Genomic DNA, 24,071 nt, shown 5'->3' on the forward strand with positions numbered 1-24,071 from the left:
CGGGACTAGCCGCCCCATTTGGCGGCTTCGGCCTGGTCGCGGGCGAGCATGGACATGGTGTTGGCTTCGTGGGTGCTGGCCATCGCCTGGTAGGCACGCACCAGGCTCTCCATCGCCTGGTTCCACTGGGCCTGCCACGCCTGGTAGGTCATACCGGTGTCACCCTGCCAGGCGTTGGACAGCGTGGCCTGCTCGCTGGCGATGTCGGAACCGAGGCCCTGCAGCGTGCCGGCGTAGCCCGACATGTCGGCGGCGTGGCTCAACATCGCCGGGTAGTTGTACATGATCTGGGACATGACAAGTCCTTTCGCGGTTGATGGCGGCTAGCGGGGTGGGATCAGATGGCGGTGTAACCGGACGCGGCGGCCGCGTCGGCGGCCACGTAGGTGCCGGCGGCGTCACCGAGGTTGGCCTGTGCGATGTCGAGCAGGGTGTTGACCCGCGCGGCCGCCTCGACGAAGCGCGCGTGCGCGGCCTGGAACGCCGCCGAGGCCTCGCCCTGGTGGAACGCCTGCGCCGACATCGCTTCCTGCTCGGCCTGACTGATGGTGCTGCGCATCAACGCCGCCTTGGCGCCGAACGCCGACTGCGCGGCCACCAACTGGGGAATGTGAGCGTCCAACATGCTCATGCTGCTTCCTTTCTGTTCGGTCTCATGGGGTTTCGCTGACTGCCAGGCATCGCGCTGATGCCTTACCCCCCTTCCCTCGGCTCGGTCGGGCCCGCCGGGTCGTGCTCGGTGTCGTGGTCCCAGGTGCCCGGCATCATCGGCCTCCTGGGGCCGCCGCCGAACTCGCCGTCGGTGAGCTTGGTCAGTCCGGCCGCCCGGAAGGCGTGCTCTTTGCGCGCCGTGCCGGCGAAGCCCAGGGCGCCGGCCCCGGCCCCGGACGCGACGGCGTCGGCGTGGTCGGGGGGAACGCCGAAGTCGGCATCCATGTCCGCGAACTCGTCGGCGTGGTCGCGCATCGCGGCGCGCTTGCGCCGCCGCGCCCGCGCCTCGGCCCGGCTGGCGGACGCCGCGCCGGCCGCCGGGATGGTCGCCGCCGGTGCCTTGGCGCCACCGCGGCCCCCCAGCGTCGGGCCGACACCGGTCTCCGGGTCACCGCCGTAGGCGACCACGACCAGGTAGGCAAGAGTGCCCGGCGCGGGGGCCGGGGCCGGCGCGGGAGCCGCAGCCGAGCCCGCTGAGACCGACGTGGCCGGGGCCCCGGCGGGGGTCGCGACCGTGGGCGCCAGCGCGACCGCCGGCAGCAGCGACGCCGGCCTGGTCGACGTGACGAGCGGCGTCGCCGCGGCCCCGGCCGCGACCGGCGCGATCTCGGCCGGCGTGGTGAGCAAGGAACTCAGGCCGATGCCGAGCAGCAGCGGAATGAGGAAGGGTGCGGTCAGGATCGCGCCCCAGGTCGGCCAGCCGACCGCGTTGAAGAACACCTGGTAGGCGACGAAGAACAGCAGCGGGCCGTTGGCGGCCAGCAGCGCCGGCAGGTTCGACCAGGACTCCTGCAGCATCCTCGACAGGTTCTGGAAGAAGTCCTGCAGGAACTGGGACAGCTGCCTGAAGAAGTCCGAGATCGCGTTTGCGGGGTCGGACGAGCTCTGCACGGCGTTGTTCGCCTCACCGCCCGGCCGCACGATGGACGGTGCCGGCGCGCTGCGCGGCGCGGAGGCGAGCGCCGCACCCGAGGTGGCCTGATAGGCGCCCATCACGGTGGCGGCCTGCGCCCACATCCGCGCGTAGTCGGCTTCGTTGAGCGCGATCGGAATCGTGTTGATGCCGAAGAAGTTGGTCGCCACCAGCACCCCGTGGACGGCGTGATTGGCGGCCAGCTCGCCGAGCGTCGGCATGGCCGCCAGGGCGGCGGTGTACGCCGCCGCCGCGACCTCGTGCTGCGCGGCCAGGCCCGCGCTATCGGCGCTGGCCTGCTGCAGCCACGCCAGATAGGGCCCATGCGCGGCCGCGTACTGCTCGGCGGCCGGCCCCTCCCAGGCAACCGCCTGCGTCTCCCCCAGCATCCCGGTGAGTTCGGCCGCCGCCGTTGCGTATTCGGCACTCAGCGAGCTCCACGCGCCGGCGGCCGCCAGCAGCGGTCCCGGTCCGGGACCGGCGCTCAGCAGCGTCGAATGCACCTCGGGCGGCGAGGCCATCCAGACGGGCGCAACGGGGGACGTCATGGTCAGGCGCCCGCGAACCCGTACGTCGCGGCGGCCGAGGCGTCTCCGGCGAGATAGCTGGCGCCGGCTTCGCCGACACCCACCCCGGCGCGGCCGAGCTCTTCGACGCCCTGGGCGGCGACGGCGGCGTGTTCCTGGCCCTGGGCACTGAACCCGAGGGCCGTCTGCAGCGACACCGGATCCGCCGCCGGCGGGACCACCGCCGTGATGGCCGGGGCGGCCGCCGCGTGCGCGGCCGCCAGCCGCGCCGTCAGCGCCTCGACCGCGGCGCTGGTCGCGGCCAGGCCCTCGGGAACCACTCGCAACGTCATGACTCTCCCCTTACTGTTGCGTTTCACCGGACATCGCGGCCTCACCCACCAACGGGTTGACCAACTGCACATAGGTCGGACTGTCGCTGTCGCCCAACAAGATCGCCCGCCCGGCCGGCAACCGGCCGAACCGCTGGCCCCGGATCTTGCCGCTGTCCTGCGGGTTGCCCGCCAGCATCAGCGTGGTCGCCTGCAAGTCGTTCAAGCGGCGCAGCAACGGGTTGGTCATCAGGGCGTGGCCGGATCCGGTGGCGCGCGCCGTCACGATCACCCGCAGCCCTAAATCGGCTGCCTGCGAGAGGATTCCGATCAGCGGGGTCCACGGCCGCTGCCCGATGTACGGGCCGCTCATCGCCGGGGAGTCCGGTATCTGGTCCACGTCGTCGATGATCAGGTAGTGGGTGTGACCCGTATGCGCCCAGCGGGCCAGCTCGGCGGGCGTCAGCCCGGCCGGCGGACGCCGCGATTCGATGATGCTGGCCAGGCCCAGCATCGCCGGGATGACGCGGTCGACGTTGGCGGTGTATTCGTTGTCGGCGAACAACGGCTCGTCGACCAGGTGCAGCCGCCGATCCAGCACGGTGAAGGCCACCCGGTCGGCGGTGGAGTTCTCGCGGATGGTGCGAATGATGTGGCGCAGCAAGGTGGTTTTGCCGGACTTGCTGTCGCCGAACACCATCAGCAGCGGCTCGTCGGCGAAGTTGACGACGACGGGCGCGAGGTCCTCCTCCCGCTGCCCGATGACCACCTGTTCCGGGCCGCGATACAGGGCGCCGACCGCGTCGGGGGCGAGGTTGGTCGGCAGCAGCCGCACCGGCGGCGCGGCCATGCCGGGGTAGCGGGCGTTGAGCGCGCCGATCTGGTCCAACTCCGGGGCGGCGAACAGGAAGTGCTCGGCGGCCATGGTCAACCCGCGGCCCGGCTGGTCGTGGGGCACCGCCTCGGCGGGGCGCCGCAGCGCGCCGACGACGCGCACATTGCTGTCCCGCGGATCGTGCAGCTTGAGCTCGAGGCGCAGGCCGAGGCCGTCGCGCATGGCCAGCGGCACCTCGAGCCAGCTCGGGGTGGTGATGACGACGTGGATGCCGTAGGCGAGCCCGACGTTGACCAGCTCAGTCACCTTGGCCAGCAACGGGTTCCGGGTGTTGAACTGGTCGGTGTTGTCCCGGCCGAACGCGTAGAGGTTGTCGATGACCAGGAACACCTCGCCGTACCCGTCGTCGGGGGCGGTGCCGCGGGAGTCGCGGAACATCTCGCGCCGCTGCCGCGACAGCAGCAGCTGCTCCAGCTCGCCGAAGGTGCGCCGGATGCGCTCGGGCTCCAGCGCGGAGGCGACGCTGCCGACGTGCGCCAGGTCTTCCAGCTCGCGCAGCTTGCCCCCGCCGTAGTCCAGGCAGTAGAACGTGACGTCGCGGGGCGAGTGCAGGCTGGCCGCCGACAGGATGAACGTCTGCAGGGCGGTCGATTTCCCGGACTTGGGGCCGCCGTGGATCACCACGTTGCCGGCCGACGACGTGGCGTCGAACACCAGTGGGTCGCGGCGCATCTCGAAGGGTTTGTCGATCTCGCCGAGCGGCCACTGCCACTGGCGCTGCGGCACCCCGGCCCGCGCCAGCACCGCGGTCAGCGGGATCGGCTCGTCCAGCGGCGGCAGCCACAACTGCGGCGCCCTCGGGCCGTACCGGGCCAGCTGGTCGCCGATGGTGGCGATCAGCTTGCGCGGGGGCCCGGTGAGGTCCTCATCGTCGGTGACCGGGATGACGATGTCCTGGTCCGGCTCCACCCGCCCGGCGGTGAACAGCTTGGGCTCCGGCGCGGCCTGCACCACAAAGGATCTCGCGCGTTGCGGCGGCTCGTAGATGCCGTCGACATAGGTGCTGCGGAATTTGATCGGGGTCGCGCCCGGGGCGGGCACCAGGAAGCCCACGCCCTTGTGTTCCTTGCCCGATTCGATGTGGTAGGCGTCCTCCACGCCGATGATCTGGCGGGACACGCTGGGACTGGCCACCTTCAACCCGATGCGGTAGGAGGTGTTCTTGTCGATGTCCTTGATCTTGCCCACGTCCAGCGTCTGCGACGCGAACAGGATGTGGATGCGGAACGAGCGGCCCTTGCGCGCAACGTAATCGAACAGCTCCGCGTATTCCGGGTGGTCGGCCAGCATCAGGGTGAACTCGTCGGCGACCACGAACAGCGTGGGGATGGGCGGCAGGTCGTGGCCCGCGGCGATCGCGTCCTCGTACTCGACCACCGAATTGAACGCGCTGCCCTGCACGCGGCGCCCGGCCTCGCGGAGCAGCGTTTCCCGGCGGGCCACCTCGCCGCGCAGCGTGTCGGCGAACCGGTCGGCCAGCGACTTCTTCTCGGCCATGTTGGAGATCACCGCGACGACCTGCGGGAAATGGCGGAAGCTGTCGGCCCCGGCCTCCCCCTTGAAGTCGGCGTAGATCACGATCAGCCGGTCGGCCGAATGGGTTGTCAACAGCGACAACAGGATCGACATCAAGGTCTGGGACTTGCCGGAGCCCGTCATGCCGATCATCAGGCCGTGCGGCCCCATTCCGCCCTCGGCTTCGTCCTTGAGGTCGAAGTACAGCGGCTCGCCGGTCGCGGTGACGCCGATGGGCACGCGGAGCTCGTCCTCGCGCCGGCGCGGCGCCCACAGGGTGGGCACGTCCAGCCGGGAGGCGTCCGGGATGCCCAGCAGCGTCGTGAAGCTGGCGCCGCGGGTGGCCGCCGAGCGCAACCCGGTGTGAGTCGGGTTGGAGTCCCAGCGCGACAGTTGGCGCGCCAGGTGCGCGGCCTCGTCGGCGCCGAGCCGGTCGGCGTCGTCGACGTAGGGCTGCCAGCCGCCGGTCTGCCACCGCACCAGGGCCCCCGTTCGGCTGCCCTCGCCGATGACGCGCAGGATCGGCTTCTCCGGATCCGAGTACTGCTCGCGGTGCGGCGGCGTGGTGCCGCGGTGCACGACGGTGACGCCCGCGCGGCCCAGCCCCAGCGTCGAGGTGTTCAGGTCGAAGTCGGGGTCGTCGATCACGATCAGCAGGTGCCGCAGCGCGTCGGCGGGCTCGCCGGTGAATGCCGGGCGGTCGACGAACGCGGGCCCGAGCAGCAGGACCAGCTCGTCGGGGTTGGTCGTCAGCAGGCGGGCCGGCCCGACGCCGTCGAGCTCCCCCGGAACGTCAACGTGCGGAAGCCATTTCAGCCAGGACCAGTCCGGGGCCTCCAGGTCGCGCGCGACCAGCGCCACGCCCAGCACCGTGGGGTCGTGCCACGTCACCGCCTGGGCGATCCAGGCGCGCATCGCCGCCTTGGCGTCGTCCTCCTCACCCAGCACGGTGATCCGCGAGACCTTGGTCAGGTCGATGCCGGTCGGCACGTCGCGCACGATGCGGTGGGTGTCGAGCAGGCTGCGTAACGCGCTGTGTGACACCGGTTCCAGGTCGATCTCGTCGGCGGTGTCGTTGACCCGCAGCGCGGTGGTCAAGGGGACCTGGTGGCGGCCGGCGCGCAGCACCAGGAAGTCCGGGTCGTGCGGGTCGCGCTCCCACTGGCGGCGCGATCCCGCCACGCTGGCCAGCGCCGTCGGCTCCGGGTGCGACCACTCGGCCGCCGCCCGCTGCTGGGCGGCGGCGGTGCGGATGTTGTCGCGGACCACCGACAGGTAGCGCAGGTAGTCGGCGCGTTCGGCGTCGACCTCCTCGGTGCGGGTCTTGCTGTCGTTGCCGCGGTACATCGCGGTGGCGGCCAGCAGCAGCACGAACGGGAAGAAGAGCGTTTGTGGGGAGATCAGCCGCATGCCCGTGGCGAAGAGCGCGACGACCATGCCGACGATCAGGATCACCAGCACATAGGGCATCGCCCGGCGCAGGAACGACGGCGGGATGACCCGCGGCAGTTCGGGCGGCGCCTCGATGTTGATGGTGCCCTTGCGGGTGACCGGGGGCGCCAGTCGGCGGCGGGCTTCGAAGATGAGTCGGCTCATCGGGGCGCTCCCTCTGCTGATGCCACGCGGCCGGGCCTGCTGTCGGGCGGCAGTCCGTCGTGCGCCAGCAGCGCGTCGGCGCGCGACAGCGCCGGGCCGCTCGCGAACAGTGCCAGCACCGACCACGGGACCGGCACCGCCGGCTCACTCAGGCCAAGGGCCTCAACGGTTTTGCCGCGCCCGGCGGCCGAGCTCTCGGCCTCGTTGTCGATGCCGTAGCGGACGCCGGTGTCGGAGACCCAGAACAACGAACCGGCGCCGGGCGCGCCGGCGCCGCCGGCGACGGTCTGGGCGAAGTAGCCGGTGCCCGGCGCCAACGCGACGCGGGCGGCGATCGAACCGTTCCGCGCGGAGGCGCCGACCAGGTCGACGGTGTGGATCGATTCGGGCACCGGCAGCGCCGAGCCGGCCAACAGGCTCAGCGAGCTGGTGGCGGCGCCGGCCGGCTTGCTCCAGTACGCGCACGTGACGGGGTCCGTGGCCGCGTCGACGAGGGTGACCTGCTGGTCGGGGTAGCGGGAGGTGTCCAGCATCCGCGACACCGGCAGCTTGGCCACGGCGTCGGCGCCCAGCCGCGGCGGTTGGTCCAGCCCGTAGGAGTTGGTGTTGCGCAGGATCGCGGCGAGCACCGGGGAGATGGGCTGCAGCCCGTCCGGCAGCACCGCGTAGTAGCGGGCGCCGCCCGCCGAGTTCTGGTCCAGCGCATAGGAAACCACGACCGCCCCGATCGGGGCCGGCACGGCGAACCCGGCCGGCGCACCGGCGTTCGGGATGCCCGGCGCCGTCAGCGCCGGCGCCTCGGGGACCGCGTTGAACAGGCCCGGCGCGATGGGGCGCGGCGCGGGGATGTCGGAGTTGTTCAGCCCCAGGCCGAGCGCGTTCGTGACGGCGTGGTCGGCCAGGTTGATCTGGCTGCGCCTGCCGTCCCAGAGCAGCCAGGTGGTGTCGCCCCTGTCGGTCGGCGAATCGACCAGGATCGCCCGGTTGGCGTCGAGCCTGGCCGCCCGCGCACCGCTGCTGTCGGGCCGGCCGGCGATGACCGTGACACCGGTGCTGTGCACGGCGCGCGCGGTCCCGGCGATCCCGTCGCACACCGTCCAGTTGGCGTCGCGGGTGGTGTTCTGCACCATGCGCTCCGGCGCACCCGGGATGCCGATCAGGTTTCCGCGCGGAAAGCGGTCCAGCTCAGCGCTTTTCACCGTGACGGGGTTGACCGGCTTCCCGACGATCAGCCGGGCCGAGGTCAGGTTGAGCACCGGGTGGAGCTGGTCGCCCACTCGCACGTAGAGGGCGGCGGTCGACCGGTCGGCGAGCACGGCGTTGGTGCCCACCGTCCCATTGGGCCGGATCAGCGAGAACACGAAGCAGCCCGCCAACGCGGTGGCCAGCAGCACCACGCCCATCAGCACCGCGCGCGACTGGGTGCGCAGCGGGTCGACGAGCATCCGGGTGTCGTGCAGGGCGATGCCGGAGGCGATGCGGCGCATCACGAACCGCCAGCCACTGACCTGGTGGCGGGTGACGAAGCCGCGGCGATACTCGACCTGGTCGGGATTGTCGTTGACCGGGGTTCGGGACGCGAACGAACGGCGGTCGTCCGATTCAGGAGTCGTCATGCCGGCACCGACAGCCCGAGCCCGCGCAACAACGGCTCCACCGAGTTCTCGACGTCTTGGTCGGTGATCGTCATCAGCTCCTCGTCACTGAATTCCCCGGTCCCGGCGTGATCCGAATGGTCGAGCCGGAATTCGCGTTCTTCCTCGGAGCGTTCGACGATGTTGCGGACGAATCGACCGTTGCCGGCGATGTCGAGGTTGCGCCGGGAGATTCCGTTGGCGTCCGGCGTCGACTCGGTGGCCAGCCTGGTGAACAACGCTTCCATGTGGTCGAGCGCGGCCGGTTCGAAGACGCTGTCGCGCTGCTCGGCCATCTTGGTCGCGATCTCGACGAGCTCCGACGGCGCGTAGGACGGGAAGTCGATGTTGCGGGTGAAGCGGGAACGCAGGCCCTCGTTGGTGTCCAGGAACTTGTCGAGATCGGCCCGGTACCCGGCGATGATGACCACCAGCCGGTCGCGGTCGTTCTCCATCCGCGCCAGCAGGGTGTCGATCGCCACCAGCCCGAAGTCGTTCTTGGCGCCCGTGGCCACCAGGGCGTAGGCCTCGTCGAGGAACAGCACCCCGTCGAGCGCGCTGTCGATGATGGCGTTGGTCTTGGCCTCGGTCTCGCCGATGTGCTGGCCGATCAGGTCGGCGCGGTGCACCTCCCGGATGTTCTCCCGCTTCAAAAGCCCGAGCCCGCAATAAATCTTGGCGACCACGCGGGCGATGGTGGTCTTACCGGTGCCGGGCGGCCCGGCGAAGACGAGGTGGTGGGCGCGCTGGGCGACGGCCAGCCCGCGCTGCTTGCGCACGAGTTCCATGGCGACCGAGCTCTTCAGCCGCGACACCTGGTTCTTGACCTCGTCCAGGCCGATGAACTCGGCGAGCTGGAGTTCGGCCTCGTGCAGCAGCACGGACTTGCGTTCGTGCGCCGCGGGGTCGACGAAGTCCTCCGCGCTGGGCTCGGTGTCCGGGTCCCAGGGGTCGGTGCGCGCCTCGATGCGGGCCGCGGTGGTGGTCACGATCCCGAAGCTGGTGTCGGACAGGGCCTCTTCGATCTGTTCGTTTTCCGGATGGGCCGCGTAGAGGTCCTGCAGCACTTCACTCGCGGATTCCTCGTCGACGTGCGCGCGCAACACCAGCGCCTTGGCCAGCGCCCCGTCGACCGCGGCCACCGCGACGGGACCGTCGGGTTCCTCGAGATAGGACAGCGCCGGGGCGAACATGCCCAGCCGCGCCAGGGCGGTGCCCAACGCGATCCTGGCCGCGTGCGCGTAGGCCTCGTCGAGACCGGCGTCGTTGACGACCGGCGTCAGCAACTTGACGACGTCCGACCACCGCTCGGCGCGGTAGTTGACGACGACGGCGACCCAGCGCGCCTCCTGCCAGTTCGGGCGGCGCGCGGTCAGGCCGGCGACGATCCGGTCGGCATCGGCGAACCGTCCTGCCGTCCCCAGGGCCGCGGCGTGGGCGAGGTGGAAGTCGTCGGGGGTGGCGGCGCGGAACTGCAGATACAGGCCGGCGTCGTAGCGAAAGCCCAGCGCGCCGGGCGCCAGGTCCACCCTGCGCTGCAACGCGCCGGCCGTCGCCGCGGTCCGCGACACCGCCTCCAGCACCCGCAGCGACACGTCGCCGGCGGCCGCCAGCCCCGTCCAGGCGTCGCACTGGTCGTGCGCGATGCGGGTCAGCGCGGTGAACCCGGAGCGGGCGGCGGCCAGGTCGGCCGGTCGCTGCCGCTGGTACACCGAGATGCCGAGTGCACGGCAGCACGTGGCGAACCGGCTGACGACGTCGCCGTCGACCCGCGCCTCGGCTCGAGCATTGACGGGCTGAGCGGCCAGCACGCCGGTGTCACCGAACTCCACGGCCACGTCTTTCCATTTGTGTAGCCTCCCCTAACCTAACCCGCCTGAAGTTAGCATTGCATAAGCTAAGTGTCGAGGCGTCGAGGGCCTTCCGGGTTACCACGCCACAGCCCGCCCATTTCCGCTGATAAGGATCGTAACCGGGGATATCGTCCGCATCTTCGGTCTCTGTCCCCGTCTCAGTAGGTTTGCATGCCTTTGACAGCAGCTTCTCAAGCGGCCCGAGCTTATCGAAAATCATTTTCATTAGCAATCCGCGCGCTACCGTCACGCGGTCGCCGGACAAGCCAGTAGTCGTCCGTCGCACCGGGAAAGTTCCGCTCCCGGCGACGCGGATGGGGCTCGGTCAGTCCGGCGCCCAGTTGCCCGGGACCATGGGCAGCGGCGGGCCACCGCCGAAACCGTCGCCGGCCAGCGTCGCCAGTCCGGACGCGTCGGCCGCGGCCCTGCTCGCCGTCCCGGCGAAACCCAGCGGCCCCGCCCCCCGGTCCGAAGCCAGCGACGACACCGCCGCTTCGGGCGGATCCGGCTCGAGGTCGACGAATTCGTAACCCCGGTAGTGGTCTTCGATCGCCACCCGGCGACGCCGCCGGGCCCGCCGCTGCTCCCGCGCCGACGCCGCCGCCACCGCCGCGGCCGTTGCGCAATCGGGCTCCGGCGCCTTGCGTTGCGCGCCGGCGCCCAGGCCCGTGCCGGACCCGACGGTCGGACCGCCCACCAGATACGGGAAGGGGGCGCCCCCGACGCCGACGGGCGGCGGGCCCCCGGTCGCCGCCACCGAGGCGGGCGCGGGCGCCGGGGCCGGGGCCGGGGCGGGGGTCGACGGCGCCGGGGCCGTGGCCGCGACGCTCACCGGCGGCCCGGCCGCCACCGGGATCAATTTCGGGGCCGCGGGTGCCGGCGCGGCGGCCGCGACCGGGGCCGGCTGGGGCTGGATCGCGGTCAGCCCCACCAGCCCCACGAGACCGGCCGCGGCGCCGGCCGGCAGGGCGAGCGTGAACGCCGCGATCTGGGGGGCGAACGCCTGGAAGGCCTCGATCGCATGGGTGAACTCGTCCGCGATCAGCAGCCCGATGTCGTTGAGCAACTGGGTCAGCGCCTCGGACGGGTTTTCCGGAAACTCCTCCAAATCCCGTGCGATGGTCTGGAAGATCTCCGTGAATCGGTTGATCCACCAGCTCAGCTGGTAGGGGTTGCCGCCGTCGTTGTCGACGATCCCGGTGTCGTCGGGTTCGTCGCCGCCGTCGGCGTGCAGGATGACCGGCGCCGGGTCGGTCTGCGGCGTCGAGGCCACCGCCGCGGTCGAGACCGCCTGGTAGGTGGACATCGTGGTGGCGGCCTGGACCCACATCCGCGCGTAGTCGGCCTCGTTGACCGCGATCGGGATGGTGTTCACGCCGAAGAAATTGGTCGCCACCAGTGCGCCGTGAACCGCGTGGTTGGCGGCCAGCTCCGGCACGGTCGGCATGGCCGCCAGCGCCGCGGTGTAGGCCGCGGCGGCGGTCTCGTGCCGGGCGGCGGCCGCGGCACTGTTGGCGCCGGCCCGCGTCAGCCACGCCAGGTAAGGCGCGTGGGCGGCCACGTACTGCTCGGCGGTGGGGCCCTCCCACGCCCCGGCCTGCGCCGCCGCCAAGGTCGCCGACAGCTCGTCCGCCGCGGAGGCATAGGTGGCGCTCAGCGAGCTCCAGGAGGCCGCCGCGGCCAGCAGCCCGGCCGGGCCGGGGCCGCTGCTCAGCTGTGCCGAATGGACCTCCGGCGGTAGCGCCATCCACACGGGGGCAGTCACCGCCGACCGCCGGCCGGACCGTCGGAAAAAGCGCGCAGCGTCACGCCGGAACTCCTCGCCGGGCCGAGACCGACGCCGCCCGGGCTGTTGGGCGGCGCACCGATCAGCCCGGTAGTAGTCGCAGCACGGCGCGGGAAAGTTCCGGCGCGCGCTCAACTCATGGAGAACTCATCACGCGCCCGACCGGGCCGGGTCAGCCTTTGACGGCGCTCACCAGGGTGTTACGGGCGACCATCGGCCCGGCGTCGATGTGCGGCCCGGGAACCGGCCTGCCGTTCTGGCGCAGAAAGTCGGCCAGCGGGGTGCCGACCGCGGTCCAACCCCGCTCGCCGAACCATTCGGTCGCGGGCGCGATCCGCTCGTTGTAGACCAGCTGGTAGAAGGGTCGCTCGGCGCCCTCGGCCATCTTGGCGCGCTCTTCCTCGCGTTTTGCCTCGAAGTCGTCCTGGTCGAGAGGGGCCCCGTCCTCGACCGCGACGTGGCTGCCCGGGGCGGCCAGCCCGTCGATGCCGGTGAACAGCTGCTCCTGTGCGGCGGCCGGGAGGTAGATCAGCAGGCCCTCGGCTATCCACGCCGACGGCCGGGTGGCGTCGAAGCCGCTGTCGCGCAACGCCTGCGGCCAGTCGTCGCGCAGGTCGACCGCGATCTCGCGGCGCTCGGCGTTCGGCCGGGCGCCCTGCGAGGCGAGCACCTCGCGCTTGAAGTCGAGGACCTGCGGTTGGTCCAACTCGAAGATGGTCGTGCCGGCCGGCCAGTCCAGGCGGTAGGCGCGGGAGTCCAGGCCGGCCGCGAGGATCACCACCTGCCGGACGCCCGCGTCGGCCGCGCGCCGGAAATATTCGTCGAAGTATTTGGTGCGGGCGCCCTGGAAGTTGACGAAATGCTGGCCGAAGTCGGCCGTCGTCAGCTCGTGATCGGGGGCCTTGCCGTCCAGGACGTCGGCCGCCCATCCGCCCACGGCGCGGCAGAACACCTCCGCATAGGGGTCGACGGCCAGCGGGACCGGCTTGCGCGCCTCCAGCGCCCGCGCCGTCGCCACGAACAACGCCGTCGAACCGACACTCGTTGTGATGTCCCAGGTATCGCCTTCGCTACGCACGGAGTCGACATTACCGGCGCCCGGTGACGGGCGGATCCGGCTCCGCGGCGCCGTCGGCGTCCCAGGTGCCCGGCGTCATGGGGACTTGCGGGCCGCCGCCGAACCCGTCCCCGGCCAGCGTGGCCAATCCCGCCGCGGCGGCGGGCGCGTGCCTGAGCGCGGTCCCGGCGAACCCCAGCCTCCCGGCGCCGAGGTCGGATGCGACCGACGGCCCCGGGCCGGCCGGCGCGCCCCAATCCGGATCGACGGCGACATTCATGTCCGCGAACTCGTCGCCGTAGTCGCGTCGGGTCGCGCGCCTGCGGCGCCGCGCCCTGGCTCGCCCCCGAGCCGCCGCGGCCGCCGCGGCGGCGGCGCTATCGGGCTCCGGCGCTTTGCGTTTGGCGCTCGAGCTCGCGGCCGCACCCATCCCGGAGCCGGTTCCGAGGCCCGGCGGGGCGACGGCGTAGGGCGGCGCGAAACCCGCCGCGTGCGGCGGCGGGGCGGAGGGCGCGGTTGTGGTCACCGTGGTCGCCGTCGGCGCGGGAGCGGACGCGGGCGCCGAGGCGGGAGCCGCCGCTGGCGCGGCGGCGGTCGGTGTCATCGCGACGGCCGGCATCGGGGCGGGCGGTGGGGCGGGTGCCGGCACCGCCGCCGGCACGACCTGGGGCTGCGGTATCCCGGCCAGGCCGGCCAGTCCGGCGAGGCCGCCGACGGCTCCGAAGGGGGCGACGGCGAGCAGCAGCGCGGGCGCTAGCAGCTGCGGCGCCGTGGTCAGGATCTCGAGGATGTGCGTCGGCCAGTCGAACAACGCGAGCTGGACGATGTACTGGAAGGCCAGCGCCGGATTGTGCACCAGGTAGTAGCCGAACTGCTCGAAATCCTCGAGCAGTTCGAGCGCCCGAACGACCCACCAGATCGGTTGCGACGCGTTGGTGTAGGAGTCATAGGTCAGGCCGTTCACCGTGCCCTGCGCGGGGTCCCAATTGATGCCGAGGTTTCTCAGGATCTTCGCAATGAAGTCGTCGAGCGGATTGTCGATCGTGGGATCGTGGAAGCTGCTGCCCGAGTTTTGTTTGTTGGCATCGGTTTTCACGATCTGCGGAGCCGGGTCGGTCTGCGGTGTCGCCGCGACGGCCGCGGTCGAGACCGCCTGGTAGGTGGTCATGGTGCCGGCGGCCTGCACCCACATCCGCGCGTAGTCTGCTTCGTTGACCGCGATCGGAATCGTGTTGACGCCAAAGAAATTCGTCGCCAGCAACGCGCCGTGGACGGCGTGGTTGGCGGCGAGCTCCGGTAGCGTCGGCATGGCCGCCAGCGCCGCGGTGTAGGCGGCAGCCGCGGTCTGGTGTTCGGCGGCCGCCGCCGCGCTGTTCGCACCGGCCCGGGTGAGCCAGTCCAGGTAGGGCGCATGCGCGGCCACATACGACTCCGCGCTGGGCCCCGCCCACGCACCGGCCTGCGCCGCGGCCAAGACACCGCTGAGTTCGGCTGCGGCCGAAGCGTATTCGGCGCTCAGTTCGGACCAGGCACCCGCCGCCGTGAGCAGCGGCGCCGGACCGGGGCCGCTGCTGAGCAGCGCGGAGTGCACCTCGGGTGGCGAAGCCATCCAGATCGGCGCCGTCATAGGTACTCCTCGGGCTGGAGGGCTTACCAGGCAGAGGAGAGCTTAATGAATATGATTGTCGTTATCAACACGACGCGGTGCGGCGCGCCCCCGCGCCTCAGACCAGCGGGCGCCCCGTCCTGATCCGGCGATCGACGTCGGCCAGCAGGACGTTGAACGGGAACCGGCGAACGAACCGCGGCAGGCTCCGGTTCACCAGCGCAAGCGCCGCCATGAGGCGGTCGAAGCGCCGTTGCCTGGCGGCGTCCCAGGGCAGGCGCATCTCGTCGCGGAACCGCTGCGGCAGAAAGCCCGTGGTGATCAGCAACGCGAAGTCGTCGAAGGCGCGCTGCAGCCGGCGCGGCAGCGCCAGCCCGGGCATGCGGCCCGCCGCGATGGGGTAGAGATACTCCCGGACCGCGTCGTCGATGTGGACCTTGGCCAGCGACTCCTGCCAGTACCGGTCGAACGCGGCCCGGTCCGCCGGCCACATCTCCGGCGGCACCTGCAGGGTGGTGGCCAGCGCCATGCCCTCCCGGTAATGGCGGTCGGCGTCCTCGCCTTCCAGCTCGCCGACGAACAAGCGGTAGATGTCTACCCCGCCCTTGTACAGGCATGCCCCCACCCACAACTGCAGTTCGGGGTCGAAGGCGTTGTATCGCACCGGGCTTTCAGGCGTGGAGTAGACCTGCGCGTGGGCGCGGTTCACCGCACGACGGAAGGCGTCCTTCTGGGCGTCGCTGCCGTTGGTCGCCACGGCCAGGTAGGTGAAGGTGGTGCGCGCGCGCTTGATCGGATGCAGGTCGACGCGCCCGCTCTCGACGCGGCTCTCCATGACGCCGTAGCCGACACCGGGGCGGGCCAGCTGCATGACCACGTTCGCCGGGCCGGCCAAGAGCGCGACGCCCATCAACCCCTCGTCGATGCCCAGCGCCCGCCGGCGCCGCAGTCCGGGGGATCGCCGGGGCGGGTCGGCGATGGGGCGCTCGACATGCCGCGCCGGTTCGTGAGCAGCCTCGCGCATCGCCATCGTCATCCCCTCCCGCGGCACCGCCCGCGAATGTGCGAACGTGTGTTTCCCGATATTGTCGCGGCGCCCCGCCGGTGTCAAGATGGGTGGCATGAGCGAGACCTCCAGCGCGCGGCCGTACCGCGGCGTCGAGGCCGCGCAGCGCCTGGCGACGCGGCGCAACCGACTCTTGGCCGCGGGCCTCGAGCTGCTCGGCGCCGAGCAACAGAGCGTCTCGGCGGTCACCGTGCGCGGCGTGTGCCGTCAGGCCGGGCTGGCGGCCCGGTACTTCTACGAGAGTTTCGCCGACAAGGACGAATTCGTCGCCTCCGTGTTCGATTGGGTGGTCGCCCGGCTGGCCGCCACCACGCAGGCCGCGGTGGCGGCGGTGCCGGCGCACGAGCAGACCCGGGCGGGCATGGCCAACATCGTGGGCACCGTCACCGACGACCCCCGCCTCGGGCGCCTGCTGTTCAGCACGCAGCTGGCCGATCCCGTGATCGTGCGCAAGCGCGCCGAGTCCAGCGCGCTGTTCGCCATGCTGTCCGGCCAGCACGTCGGGGACGCGATGCGGGTTCCGGCAAACGACCGCATCAAGGCGGCGGCGCACTTCGTGGTCGGCGGCGTCGGGCAGACCATCAGCGCCTGGCTCGCCGGCGACGTCCGGCTCGAACCCGACCAGCTCGTCGATCACCTGGCCGCCCTGCTCGACGAACTGGCCGAGCCAAGGCTCTACCGGGCCACGGAAGCACGGGCGTCGGCCGACGCCTAGCGGAGCGTCACGCCGGGCAGACCGCGCGCCAAGCCGTGGTGGCGGTGAGCCCGAAGTCGCTCAGCGCGCTCGAAACATTCTGCCGCAGTTGCTCGATCGAGTTGTGCCGGCCGAGCTCGTAGGCGAGGAACGAGACGAACACTTGACCGTTCACCCGCCCGGACAACAACGCCAGTGCGCCGTTGGTGCGGTACATGGTCGCGGTGGTCACCCCCGGGTACACGGTCCTCATGGCGAAGTGATCGGCGTCGGTCCCATCCGGCCGGTTGACGGACGGTTCGAGCGGCCCGAGGTTGGACGACACGACGGTGGTTGAACCGCCGGTGACCACGCCGATCAGCCGCCGCATGACGCGCTTCGGGATCAGCGGAACCAGCGGCAGCAAAGCCCAGCGCTCGTCGGGCTCGTCCAGGTGGCGGGTCAGGGCCTCCTTGACCCCGGCGCGGATCTGGCGCAGGTCGGTCGTCGCGGGACCGGGGTCGACCGTGATGTCGACGTTGACGACCGCGTTCGCCCGGGTGTCGCCCGGGGTGCGCTCGTTGACCGGCATTCCCACGGTGACCGTCCCGTCCGCGGCGACCCGCCCCACTCGCCGGGCGAGGTGCGCGGCCAGTCCAGCGAGCAGCGCGTTGCTCGTTCCCCCGAGCGCCTCCGCGCGCGCGTCCCACTCGTCGGCGTTGATGAACAGCGTCGCCATCGGCAGCGTGATGAGTTCGTCCGCCCCGATGGGGGGCGCGGGCCGCTTGGCGGCCGGCGCCGCGCCGCCAGCGTGACGCGCGGTCCCGGCCAGGCGGATCGCGGCGACCACGGCACGGCCCACACTCGATGCGTCGCATGCACTTTGGTGCGCGTCCTCGCGCAGCGCCCGCCACCGCGGCCGTGCCGCCGGGGCCGGCCAGTCGATGGTGTCGTCGCGCCCGCACGCCGCGTCCGCCAACGCCTCGCAGAGCCCGACGCCGTCGGTGAGGCAATGGGTGGTCACCAGGCTCACCACCGCGCCGCCGTCGGTCAACGGGAGCACGGCAAGGTGGTAGCCGGGCCCGTGCTCGGCGTCGGGCCGCCTTCCCGCCTGTTCTTCCAACCAGTCGCCGATCGCCTCACGGGGTCGTGGCGCCGCGACCATCTCGAGCTCCGACTGAGCGGTGGGGGCCACCCAGCGATGCCTGCCGAACGGCAAGGGGGACCGTTCGATGCGGCGACGCAACCGGCCCCGACCGAGATGGCGGTGGAACCGTCGCAGACCGTCGACGTCGACAGCGCGGTCGTATACCCAGACGCATTGCAGCACACTGGTAGCGGCGGTCGCCCGCTCGCCGAGAAAGAGCGTCTGGTCGGCCAGGTCCAGCACGTTGCTCATCATCGCGACTCCCGCCGTCTTGTGCGCCTAGGCCGCAACCACGTCGGGCTGGTCGGGGGTGGTCTCGATGACGCGGGCGAACTCCCGGATCAGCGCGGCCAGGTAGCAGTGCACCGACTCCCGGGCTATCTCGTTGTCCGGGAAGGAGATCGTCACCGTGGTGCGTTCGACGTGCCGGTTGATCCACATGTTGATCCCGCCGGCGGACAGGCTGTCGCCATAGGTCCCGAAATTCATCTCCGCCCACATCCCGACGAGGGGAATCTTCCGGAAGTCGAGGAACGACACCATCATCGGCAGTCGGGTGGGCAGCTTGATGCCCAGCTCATCCGGGGTCGCCAACTCCAGCACCCGTTCGACCGGCACCGCGGCGAGGTCCTTGGCGGAGTCGAAGGACTTCTGGGCCGCCCGCGCCGCCTCCGGGAACGAACCGCCGGCCGTCGGCACCGTGACCGGGATCAGGCTCGCGAACCATCCCACCGTCATCGTGTCGACGCCCGGGGTCCGGGTGTCCCGAGCGGTGAACCCGAAATAGGTGTTCTTGCCGGTCAATTCGCGCTCTGCCAGCGCCGTGCAGGCCAAGACGCCTCCGATGAACCGGGCACCGGCCCCGCAGCAGGCGGCGTCGAAGGACTCCGTCCCCGCGGCGTCCAGCAAGTCGACCGTGATCAGGTCACCCTTGCAGCTGGCCCACGTGTCGCCCAGCGGCAGCGGAAAACTCGGCCAGTCACCGTCGGTCTCGCGCGCGAACGCAATCCAGTCCTTGATCTCCGGGGAGGACAGGGACAGGCTCGCCGCCGTCTCGCGCTGCCGCACGGTGTAGTCGCGGTAGCTTCTCACCTCGGGGGGCGGGGGAAGTTCGACACCGGGCGCACCCAGCACCAGTTCCTGGTACGTGAGGTGGATGTCGAGGAAGATCAGCGCGGCGGACACACCATCGATGTGCAGGTGGTCGACGCTGGCGTAGAAGGTGAAGTGGCCCGGTCCCTGGATGACTCCGTAAGTGAAGCAACCCCATCCGAGCGTCTCGGGTGTCGTCGTCAGGACGTGCGCACGCGCCTGCTCGGGGCTCATCGTTCCGAACGCCGTCGGAGCGAATTCGATGACCCCGGGGTCGGCGATCGCCCGGCGGACGATGGCGCCTTCGACGATGTCGAACCAGCTGTGGTAGGTGTCCTGCCCACGGACATGGGCATTGATCGCCGCCGTCATCGCCGGGATGTCACACGTGCCGGGGATGTCCCACGCCACGACCATCAGCCGGGGGAGCTGTCTGTTCATCGTGTTGCCGAGGTGGGCGGTCCAGAGGTGTTGGGTCTGCTGATAACTCGGAACCAAATCGCTCAACGGCGCGGTGCGGGCCGCTTCGTGCGCGGCGGGAGTGGCCGTCCACGTGGTCAGTGGGCCGTGCGGCGGTTCCCATTCGTAGATGTTTCCGAGTGCGACCATTGGTTGATCCTCGCTCTGTAAGGTGCTGATTCCGTTGTGCGGCAAAGAGGTACCGGAAACCCAGTCCGCGAATGGGTTTATGCGCGATATGAATTCAATGTCGTACCAGGGATCTTCGCGAACCGATTTCCGTAGCTGCCGTTGCCTCTACGGTCGTCGCTCGTACCCCCGAGTCGCTGTTGTTGGACGTTAGTACAGGAAAGCGGGGATTACGCGGTTTTTGCCGAGATTCGCAATCCCCCGCGTTCTCGCGGTGACGCCGGTAACCTCTTCTACCCTGACCGCACCACGGCAGGGACTCACGGCAACAGCGGTAGCTGCCACATCCGCATCCCGGGATCCAGCAGCCAGAACCGCTCCATGGTCAGGCGCATGAGCCGCAGCGCGCTGACGATCATAAAGACCGCCAGCGGCAGCTCGACCAGCACCGCGGTGGCCACCGACAGCCAGAGGTCCCTGGGGCCGGCGGTCATCAGGTCGAACCATGCGTCGCAGATCAGGAGCACACCGGTAGTGAACGCGGCCGGGATCAGCACCTGACGGCGCAGGTAGCCGAACGCGGCCGTCGCCGCCATGAAGATCATCAACAGCGCGTCGTAGCCCATCCAGGTGAGGGGCCAGTTGTGCACGACGTAGTTCTCCGGCAGCGTCGTGGACAGATAGCCCAGCCAGGGGATCATCACCGCCGAGCCACCGGCCGTCAGGCTCAACCGGATTCGCCGCACGCGGGCCAGGAATACCGGGTCGACGATGTCGCTCACGGGTTGTTCCAGCCGGGTGATCAGGTCACGCCGCTGGCCGGGCGTCAGGGCCGCGATCTGGGCGTCGGACAGGATGCCGTCGGTCACGGCCGGCCGGCCGGCACGGCGGGCCGCCGGTCGGCCGCAGTCCTCGGCACCGTGCTCGCGTCGCGGGGGCCGAATTCCTTGACCCAGCATGCGAATTCGAGCGTGATGCCGTCGGGGTCCTGGAAGTAGAACGAACGGACGTACACCCCGGGATGCACGGTGGCCGACACCTGCATGGGGCTTTCATCGTGGTTGAGCACCGGCCCCACCCGCACGCCCTTCTCCTTGAGCCGCTGGCGGTAGGCGTCGAACTTCTCGGCCGGCACGTGGAATGCGAGGTGGTTCATGGTGCTCACCGCGCTGGTGATGTCGCCGATGCCGGGGATGGCGGCCGGCGACGAGATGCCCGGCACCCGGTCGGGGGCGTCGGCGAACCAGAAGAAGGCGACGCAGTCGCCGTTGCCCGCGTCGAAGAAGAAGTGCTGGCCCGCGCCCCCGGGCAGGTCCAGCGACTTGATCAACGGCATGCCCAGGACGTTGGTGTAGAAATCCACGGTGCGGGCCATGTCCGAGCAAACCAGCGCGACGTGGTTGATTCCGCCGAGTTCGAATTCCGTGTTGGTGTTGTGGGGCTTGATCATCGCGCGGCTCCCCTCCGTCCCGGCGTGGGAAATCCTGGCCAAGATGTAATTGAAGAATCTAACATCAGCTTCAGTTTTCTCCGAGATCTCCATCGCCAGCAGGGCTGCTGAAATGACTGTTCACACCGGTGCCGCGGGAGTGGTCCGCGAGTTCGTCGGCTTGCCGTCGCCCACCGCCGGGCGCGCCGGCGCGGGCGGGCATCCCTGCCAGGGCCTGTACCACCGCGGGGTGGGGCGCAAGCCCAAGGTGGCGATGATCGCCACCCACTACCAGATCGACTTCTCCGAGCACTACCTCGCCGACTACATGGCGGCCCGTGGGGTGGGCTTCCTCGGCTGGAATACCAGGTTCCGTGGCTTCGAGAGCAGCTTCCTGCTCGACCACGCACTGGTCGACATCGGCGTCGGGGTGCGTTGGCTGCGCGAAGTGCAGGGCGTCGAAACGGTTGTGCTGCTGGGCAACTCGGGCGGCGGATCGTTGATGGCCGCGTATCAGTCGCAGGCCGTCGAACCGAACGTAGCCCCATTGGAGGGGATGCGGCCCGCGACGGGCCTGACCGAGCTGCCCGCCGCCGACGGCTACGTGGCCACGGCGGCCCACCCGGGGCGGCCCGACGTGCTGACGGCCTGGATGGATGCCGCCGTCGTCGACGAGAACGACCCCGTCGCCACCGACGTCGACCTAGACCTGTTCAACGAGCGCAACGGCCCGCCGTTCGCGCCGGAGTTCCTCGACCGCTACCGCCGTGCGCAAACGGCACGCAACCACGCCATCACCGACTGGGCCGAGATGGAGCTCAAACGCGTTCGCGCGGCGGGGTTTTCCGACCGTCCGTTCTGCGTCATGCGCACCTGGGCCGATCCGCGCATGGTCGATGCCAGCATCGAGCCCACGAGGCGTCAACCGAACATGTGCTATGCCGGCGTCCCGGCCAAGGCCAACCGGTCGGCGCACGGGATCGCCGCGGCCTGCACCCTGCGCAACTGGCTGGGCATGTGGAGCCTGCGGGTGGCGCAGACCCGGGCCGAACCACACCTGGCCCGCATCAGCTGCCCCGCCCTGGTGATCAACGCCGAGGCCGACACCGGTGTCTTTCCGTCCGACGCCCAACGGATCTTCGCCGCGCTCGCCGGCCCCGACAAGACGCAGGCGTCGATCGACACCGATCACTACTTCACCACCCCGGGCGCCCGCGGCGAGCAGGCCGACATCATCGCCAAGTGGATCGCCAAGCGCTACCACTGAGAGCCCGCACCGCCCGGCGGCCCCTGTGGTCAACCAACCGACCGGTTGTTAGTTTGGAAGGCGCTTGGCCGAGACGGAACCCGAACGCATGGGAAGGCGACCAATGCCGATCGCTATCACTCCTGAGCATCAAGACCTGGCCGATTCGGCGCGGTCCCTGGTGGCGCGCATCGCGCCGTCCGAGGCGTTGCACGCGGCCATGGAAACACCGATCGACAATCCCCCGCCGTACTGGCAGGCCGCCGCGGACCAGGGCCTGCAGGGCCTGCACCTGGCCGAGTCCGTGGGCGGGCAGGGCTTCGGGATCCTCGAGCTGGCCATCGTGTTGGCCGAGTTCGGCTACGGCGCGGTGCCCGGGCCTTTCGTGCCGTCGGCGATCGCCAGCGCCCTGATCTCCGCCAGCGATCCGCACGCGAAGGTGCTCTCCGAGCTGGCTTCGGGCGCCGCCATCGCCGCGTACGCGATGGACTGCTGCGGGCTGACCGCCACCCGTCAGGGTGACACGCTGGTGCTGCGCGGCGAGGTCCGCGCGGTACCCGCGGCGGCGCAGGCCTCCGTGCTGGTGCTCCCGGTCGCGATCGACAGCGGCGAGGAATGGGTGGTGGTGCGCGCCGAGGAGCTCGAGATCGAGCCGGTGCGAAGCATCGACCCGCTGCGCCCCATCGCCCATGTGCGCGCCAACGCCGTCGAGGTGGGCGCCGACGCCGCGCTGGGCAACCTGAGCATGGCGACCGCGCACGCGTTGATGACCACCCTGCTGTCGGCGGAGGCGATCGGGGTGGCGCGCTGGGCGACCGACACCGCGTCGCAATACGCCAAGATCCGCGAACAGTTCGGCCGGCCGATCGGGCAGTTCCAGGCCATCAAGCACAAGTGCGCGGAGATGATCGCCGACACCGAGCGGGCCACCGCGGCGGTGTGGGACGCCGCCCGCGCTCTCGACGAGGCACGCGAAAACGATTGGGACATCAGCGGTCCCAAAGTGGAGTTCGCGGCCGCCGTCGCGGCGACACTGGCGCCGGCGGCCGCCCAACGGTGCGCGCAGGATTGCATCCAGGTGCACGGCGGGATCGGCTTCACCTGGGAGCACGACACGAACGTGTACTACCGCCGGGCGCTGATGCTGGCCGCCTCCTTCGGGCGCGGTTCGGAATACCCGCAGAAGGTGGTGCACACCGCCACCAGCACCGGGCTTCGGGCGGTCGACATCGACCTCGACCCCGACACCGAGAAGCTGCGCGACGAGATCTGCGCCGAGGTGACCGCGCTCAAGGCGATGGAGCGCGACCAGCGCAAGGTCGCCATCGCCGAGGGCGGCTGGACGCTGCCGTACCTGCCGAGACCCTGGGGCCGCGCCGCCAGTCCGATCGAGCAGGTCATCATCGCCCAGGAATTCACCGCCGGCCGGGTCAAGCGCCCGCAGATGGGCATCGCGACGTGGATCATCCCGTCGATCGTCGCCTTCGGCACCGAGGAGCAAAAGCAGCGGTTCCTGCCGCCGACCTTCCGCGGCGAGATGATCTGGTGCCAGCTGTTCTCCGAGCCGGGCGCCGGATCGGACCTGGCCGGGCTGAGCACCAAGGCAACCCGGACGGACGGCGGCTGGCGAATCACCGGTCAGAAGATCTGGACCACCGCGGCGCAGCTCTCCCAGTGGGGCGCGCTCCTGGCGAGAACGGACCCGAACGCCCCGAAACACAACGGCATCACCTACTTCCTGCTGGACATGCGCAGTGAGGGCGTCGAGGTGAAGCCGCTGCGCGAGCTCACCGGGAACGCGATGTTCAACACCGTCTACATCGACGACGTGTTCGTGCCCGACGAATGCGTGCTCGGCGAGGTGAACCGTGGGTGGGAAGTCAGCCGCAATACCCTCACGGCGGAACGGGTTTCGATCGGCAGCAGCGAGGCCAACTTCCTGGCCACCCTCGGCCAGTTCGTCGACTTCGTGCGCGACGGGCAGTTCGACCCGGTCGCGCAGCACCGGGCCGGTCAGTTGATTGCCGAGGGCCACGCCGCCAAGGTGCTGAACCTGCGCTCGACGTTGTTGACGCTGGCCGGCGGCGACGCCATGCCGTCCGCGGCCATCTCGAAGCTGCTCTCGATGCGCACCGGGCAGGGATACGCCGAGTTCGTGGTGTCCTCGTTCGGCACCGAGGCCGCGATCGGGGACACCAATCAACCGCCCGGCAAATGGGGCGAGTATCTGCTGGCGAGCCGGGCCACGACGATCTATGGCGGCACCTCCGAGGTGCAGCTGAACATCATCGCCGAGCGGTTGCTCGGCCTTCCGCGCGATCCCTAACCGCCGGTTGGCCATTCGGCCTTGGAAGAGGGCCATGCCGACCTGAGGGGTGGTCAGGCCGGCATGGTTTCCCCCCCATCCCGTGGGCCGGTCAGCCTAG

The 24,071-nt window shown here is 70.6% G+C and carries 18 protein-coding genes; 3 read left to right on the forward strand and 15 right to left on the reverse strand.

Features of this window, described 5'->3' with window-relative positions:
• Positions 1–5: 5 nt before the first annotated feature.
• The 11 genes from U8D42_RS19935 to U8D42_RS19985 all read right to left on the reverse strand — a co-directional run bounded on the left by U8D42_RS19935 (position 6) and on the right by U8D42_RS19985 (position 15,434).
• Positions 6–296, reverse strand: a complete 291-nt coding sequence (locus U8D42_RS19935) for a WXG100 family type VII secretion target (RefSeq protein WP_007172528.1) — start codon at positions 294–296, stop codon at positions 6–8.
• Positions 297–337: 41 nt separating this feature from the next.
• The gene (esxG, locus tag U8D42_RS19940; protein ID WP_085241797.1) at positions 338–631 is read right to left on the reverse strand and encodes a type VII secretion system protein EsxG; all 294 of its coding nucleotides are present in this window, start codon (positions 629–631) and stop codon (positions 338–340) included.
• Between the two features lie 62 nt (positions 632–693).
• On the reverse strand, positions 694–2,172 hold the full coding sequence (locus U8D42_RS19945; RefSeq protein WP_322858489.1) for a PPE domain-containing protein: 1,479 nt from the start codon (positions 2,170–2,172) through the stop codon (positions 694–696).
• Positions 2,173–2,174: 2 nt separating this feature from the next.
• On the reverse strand, positions 2,175–2,483 hold the full coding sequence (locus U8D42_RS19950) for a PE family protein (protein WP_085241798.1): 309 nt from the start codon (positions 2,481–2,483) through the stop codon (positions 2,175–2,177).
• A 10-nt stretch (positions 2,484–2,493) separates the two neighbouring features.
• The gene (gene eccCa / locus U8D42_RS19955; protein ID WP_322858488.1) at positions 2,494–6,468 is read right to left on the reverse strand and encodes a type VII secretion protein EccCa; all 3,975 of its coding nucleotides are present in this window, start codon (positions 6,466–6,468) and stop codon (positions 2,494–2,496) included.
• Complete coding sequence (gene eccB, locus U8D42_RS19960; protein WP_085241800.1) at positions 6,465–8,084, reverse strand: type VII secretion protein EccB; 1,620 nt, start codon at positions 8,082–8,084, stop codon at positions 6,465–6,467. Before eccB ends, eccCa begins: the two co-directional genes overlap by 4 nt.
• A complete protein-coding gene (gene eccA, locus U8D42_RS19965) occupies positions 8,081–9,934 on the reverse strand; it encodes a type VII secretion AAA-ATPase EccA (RefSeq protein ID WP_322858808.1) in 1,854 nt (617 codons plus the stop codon). The genes eccB and eccA overlap by 4 nt, the downstream gene beginning before the upstream one ends.
• A gap of 346 nt (positions 9,935–10,280) precedes the next feature.
• Positions 10,281–11,720 carry a PPE family protein gene (locus tag U8D42_RS19970; RefSeq protein WP_322858487.1) on the reverse strand — a complete coding sequence of 480 codons (1,440 nt, stop codon included), beginning with the start codon at positions 11,718–11,720 and terminating at the stop codon, positions 10,281–10,283.
• Between the two features lie 193 nt (positions 11,721–11,913).
• On the reverse strand, positions 11,914–12,819 hold the full coding sequence (locus U8D42_RS19975; protein ID WP_322858486.1) for a class I SAM-dependent methyltransferase: 906 nt from the start codon (positions 12,817–12,819) through the stop codon (positions 11,914–11,916).
• A 10-nt stretch (positions 12,820–12,829) separates the two neighbouring features.
• On the reverse strand, positions 12,830–14,425 hold the full coding sequence (locus U8D42_RS19980) for a PPE family protein (protein WP_322858485.1): 1,596 nt from the start codon (positions 14,423–14,425) through the stop codon (positions 12,830–12,832).
• A gap of 97 nt (positions 14,426–14,522) precedes the next feature.
• The gene (locus U8D42_RS19985; protein ID WP_322858807.1) at positions 14,523–15,434 is read right to left on the reverse strand and encodes an oxygenase MpaB family protein; all 912 of its coding nucleotides are present in this window, start codon (positions 15,432–15,434) and stop codon (positions 14,523–14,525) included.
• Between the two features lie 82 nt (positions 15,435–15,516).
• Here U8D42_RS19985 and U8D42_RS19990 point away from each other — a divergent pair, with 82 nt between their 5' ends.
• Positions 15,517–16,185: a TetR/AcrR family transcriptional regulator gene (locus U8D42_RS19990; RefSeq protein WP_090420004.1), complete on the forward strand. Its 669-nt coding sequence runs from the start codon at positions 15,517–15,519 to the stop codon at positions 16,183–16,185.
• A 7-nt stretch (positions 16,186–16,192) separates the two neighbouring features.
• On the opposite strand, the gene U8D42_RS19995 is transcribed toward U8D42_RS19990, so the two are convergent.
• From U8D42_RS19995 to U8D42_RS20010, 4 genes are all read right to left on the reverse strand, one after another.
• Positions 16,193–17,542, reverse strand: a complete 1,350-nt coding sequence (locus U8D42_RS19995) for a hypothetical protein (RefSeq protein ID WP_322858484.1) — start codon at positions 17,540–17,542, stop codon at positions 16,193–16,195.
• 27 nt (positions 17,543–17,569) lie between these two features.
• The gene (locus U8D42_RS20000) at positions 17,570–18,991 is read right to left on the reverse strand and encodes a condensation domain-containing protein (RefSeq protein ID WP_322858483.1); all 1,422 of its coding nucleotides are present in this window, start codon (positions 18,989–18,991) and stop codon (positions 17,570–17,572) included.
• Positions 18,992–19,290: 299 nt separating this feature from the next.
• Entirely contained in the window at positions 19,291–19,839 is a 549-nt protein-coding gene (locus tag U8D42_RS20005; RefSeq protein ID WP_090419998.1) for a hypothetical protein, read from the reverse strand.
• Positions 19,836–20,420, reverse strand: coding sequence for a VOC family protein (locus tag U8D42_RS20010; RefSeq protein WP_085242560.1), 585 nt, complete (start codon positions 20,418–20,420; stop codon positions 19,836–19,838). Before U8D42_RS20010 ends, U8D42_RS20005 begins: the two co-directional genes overlap by 4 nt.
• Before the next feature lie 112 nt (positions 20,421–20,532).
• On the opposite strand from U8D42_RS20010, the gene U8D42_RS20015 reads away from it, so the two are divergent.
• Positions 20,533–21,666: an alpha/beta hydrolase gene (locus tag U8D42_RS20015; protein WP_322858482.1), complete on the forward strand. Its 1,134-nt coding sequence runs from the start codon at positions 20,533–20,535 to the stop codon at positions 21,664–21,666.
• A 103-nt stretch (positions 21,667–21,769) separates the two neighbouring features.
• Positions 21,770–23,971, forward strand: coding sequence for an acyl-CoA dehydrogenase (locus tag U8D42_RS20020; RefSeq protein WP_322858481.1), 2,202 nt, complete (start codon positions 21,770–21,772; stop codon positions 23,969–23,971).
• Positions 23,972–24,071 lie beyond the last annotated feature (100 nt).

Source organism: Mycobacterium europaeum, from assembly GCF_034555895.2.
In the GTDB taxonomy this organism is placed as follows: domain Bacteria; phylum Actinomycetota; class Actinomycetes; order Mycobacteriales; family Mycobacteriaceae; genus Mycobacterium; species Mycobacterium europaeum.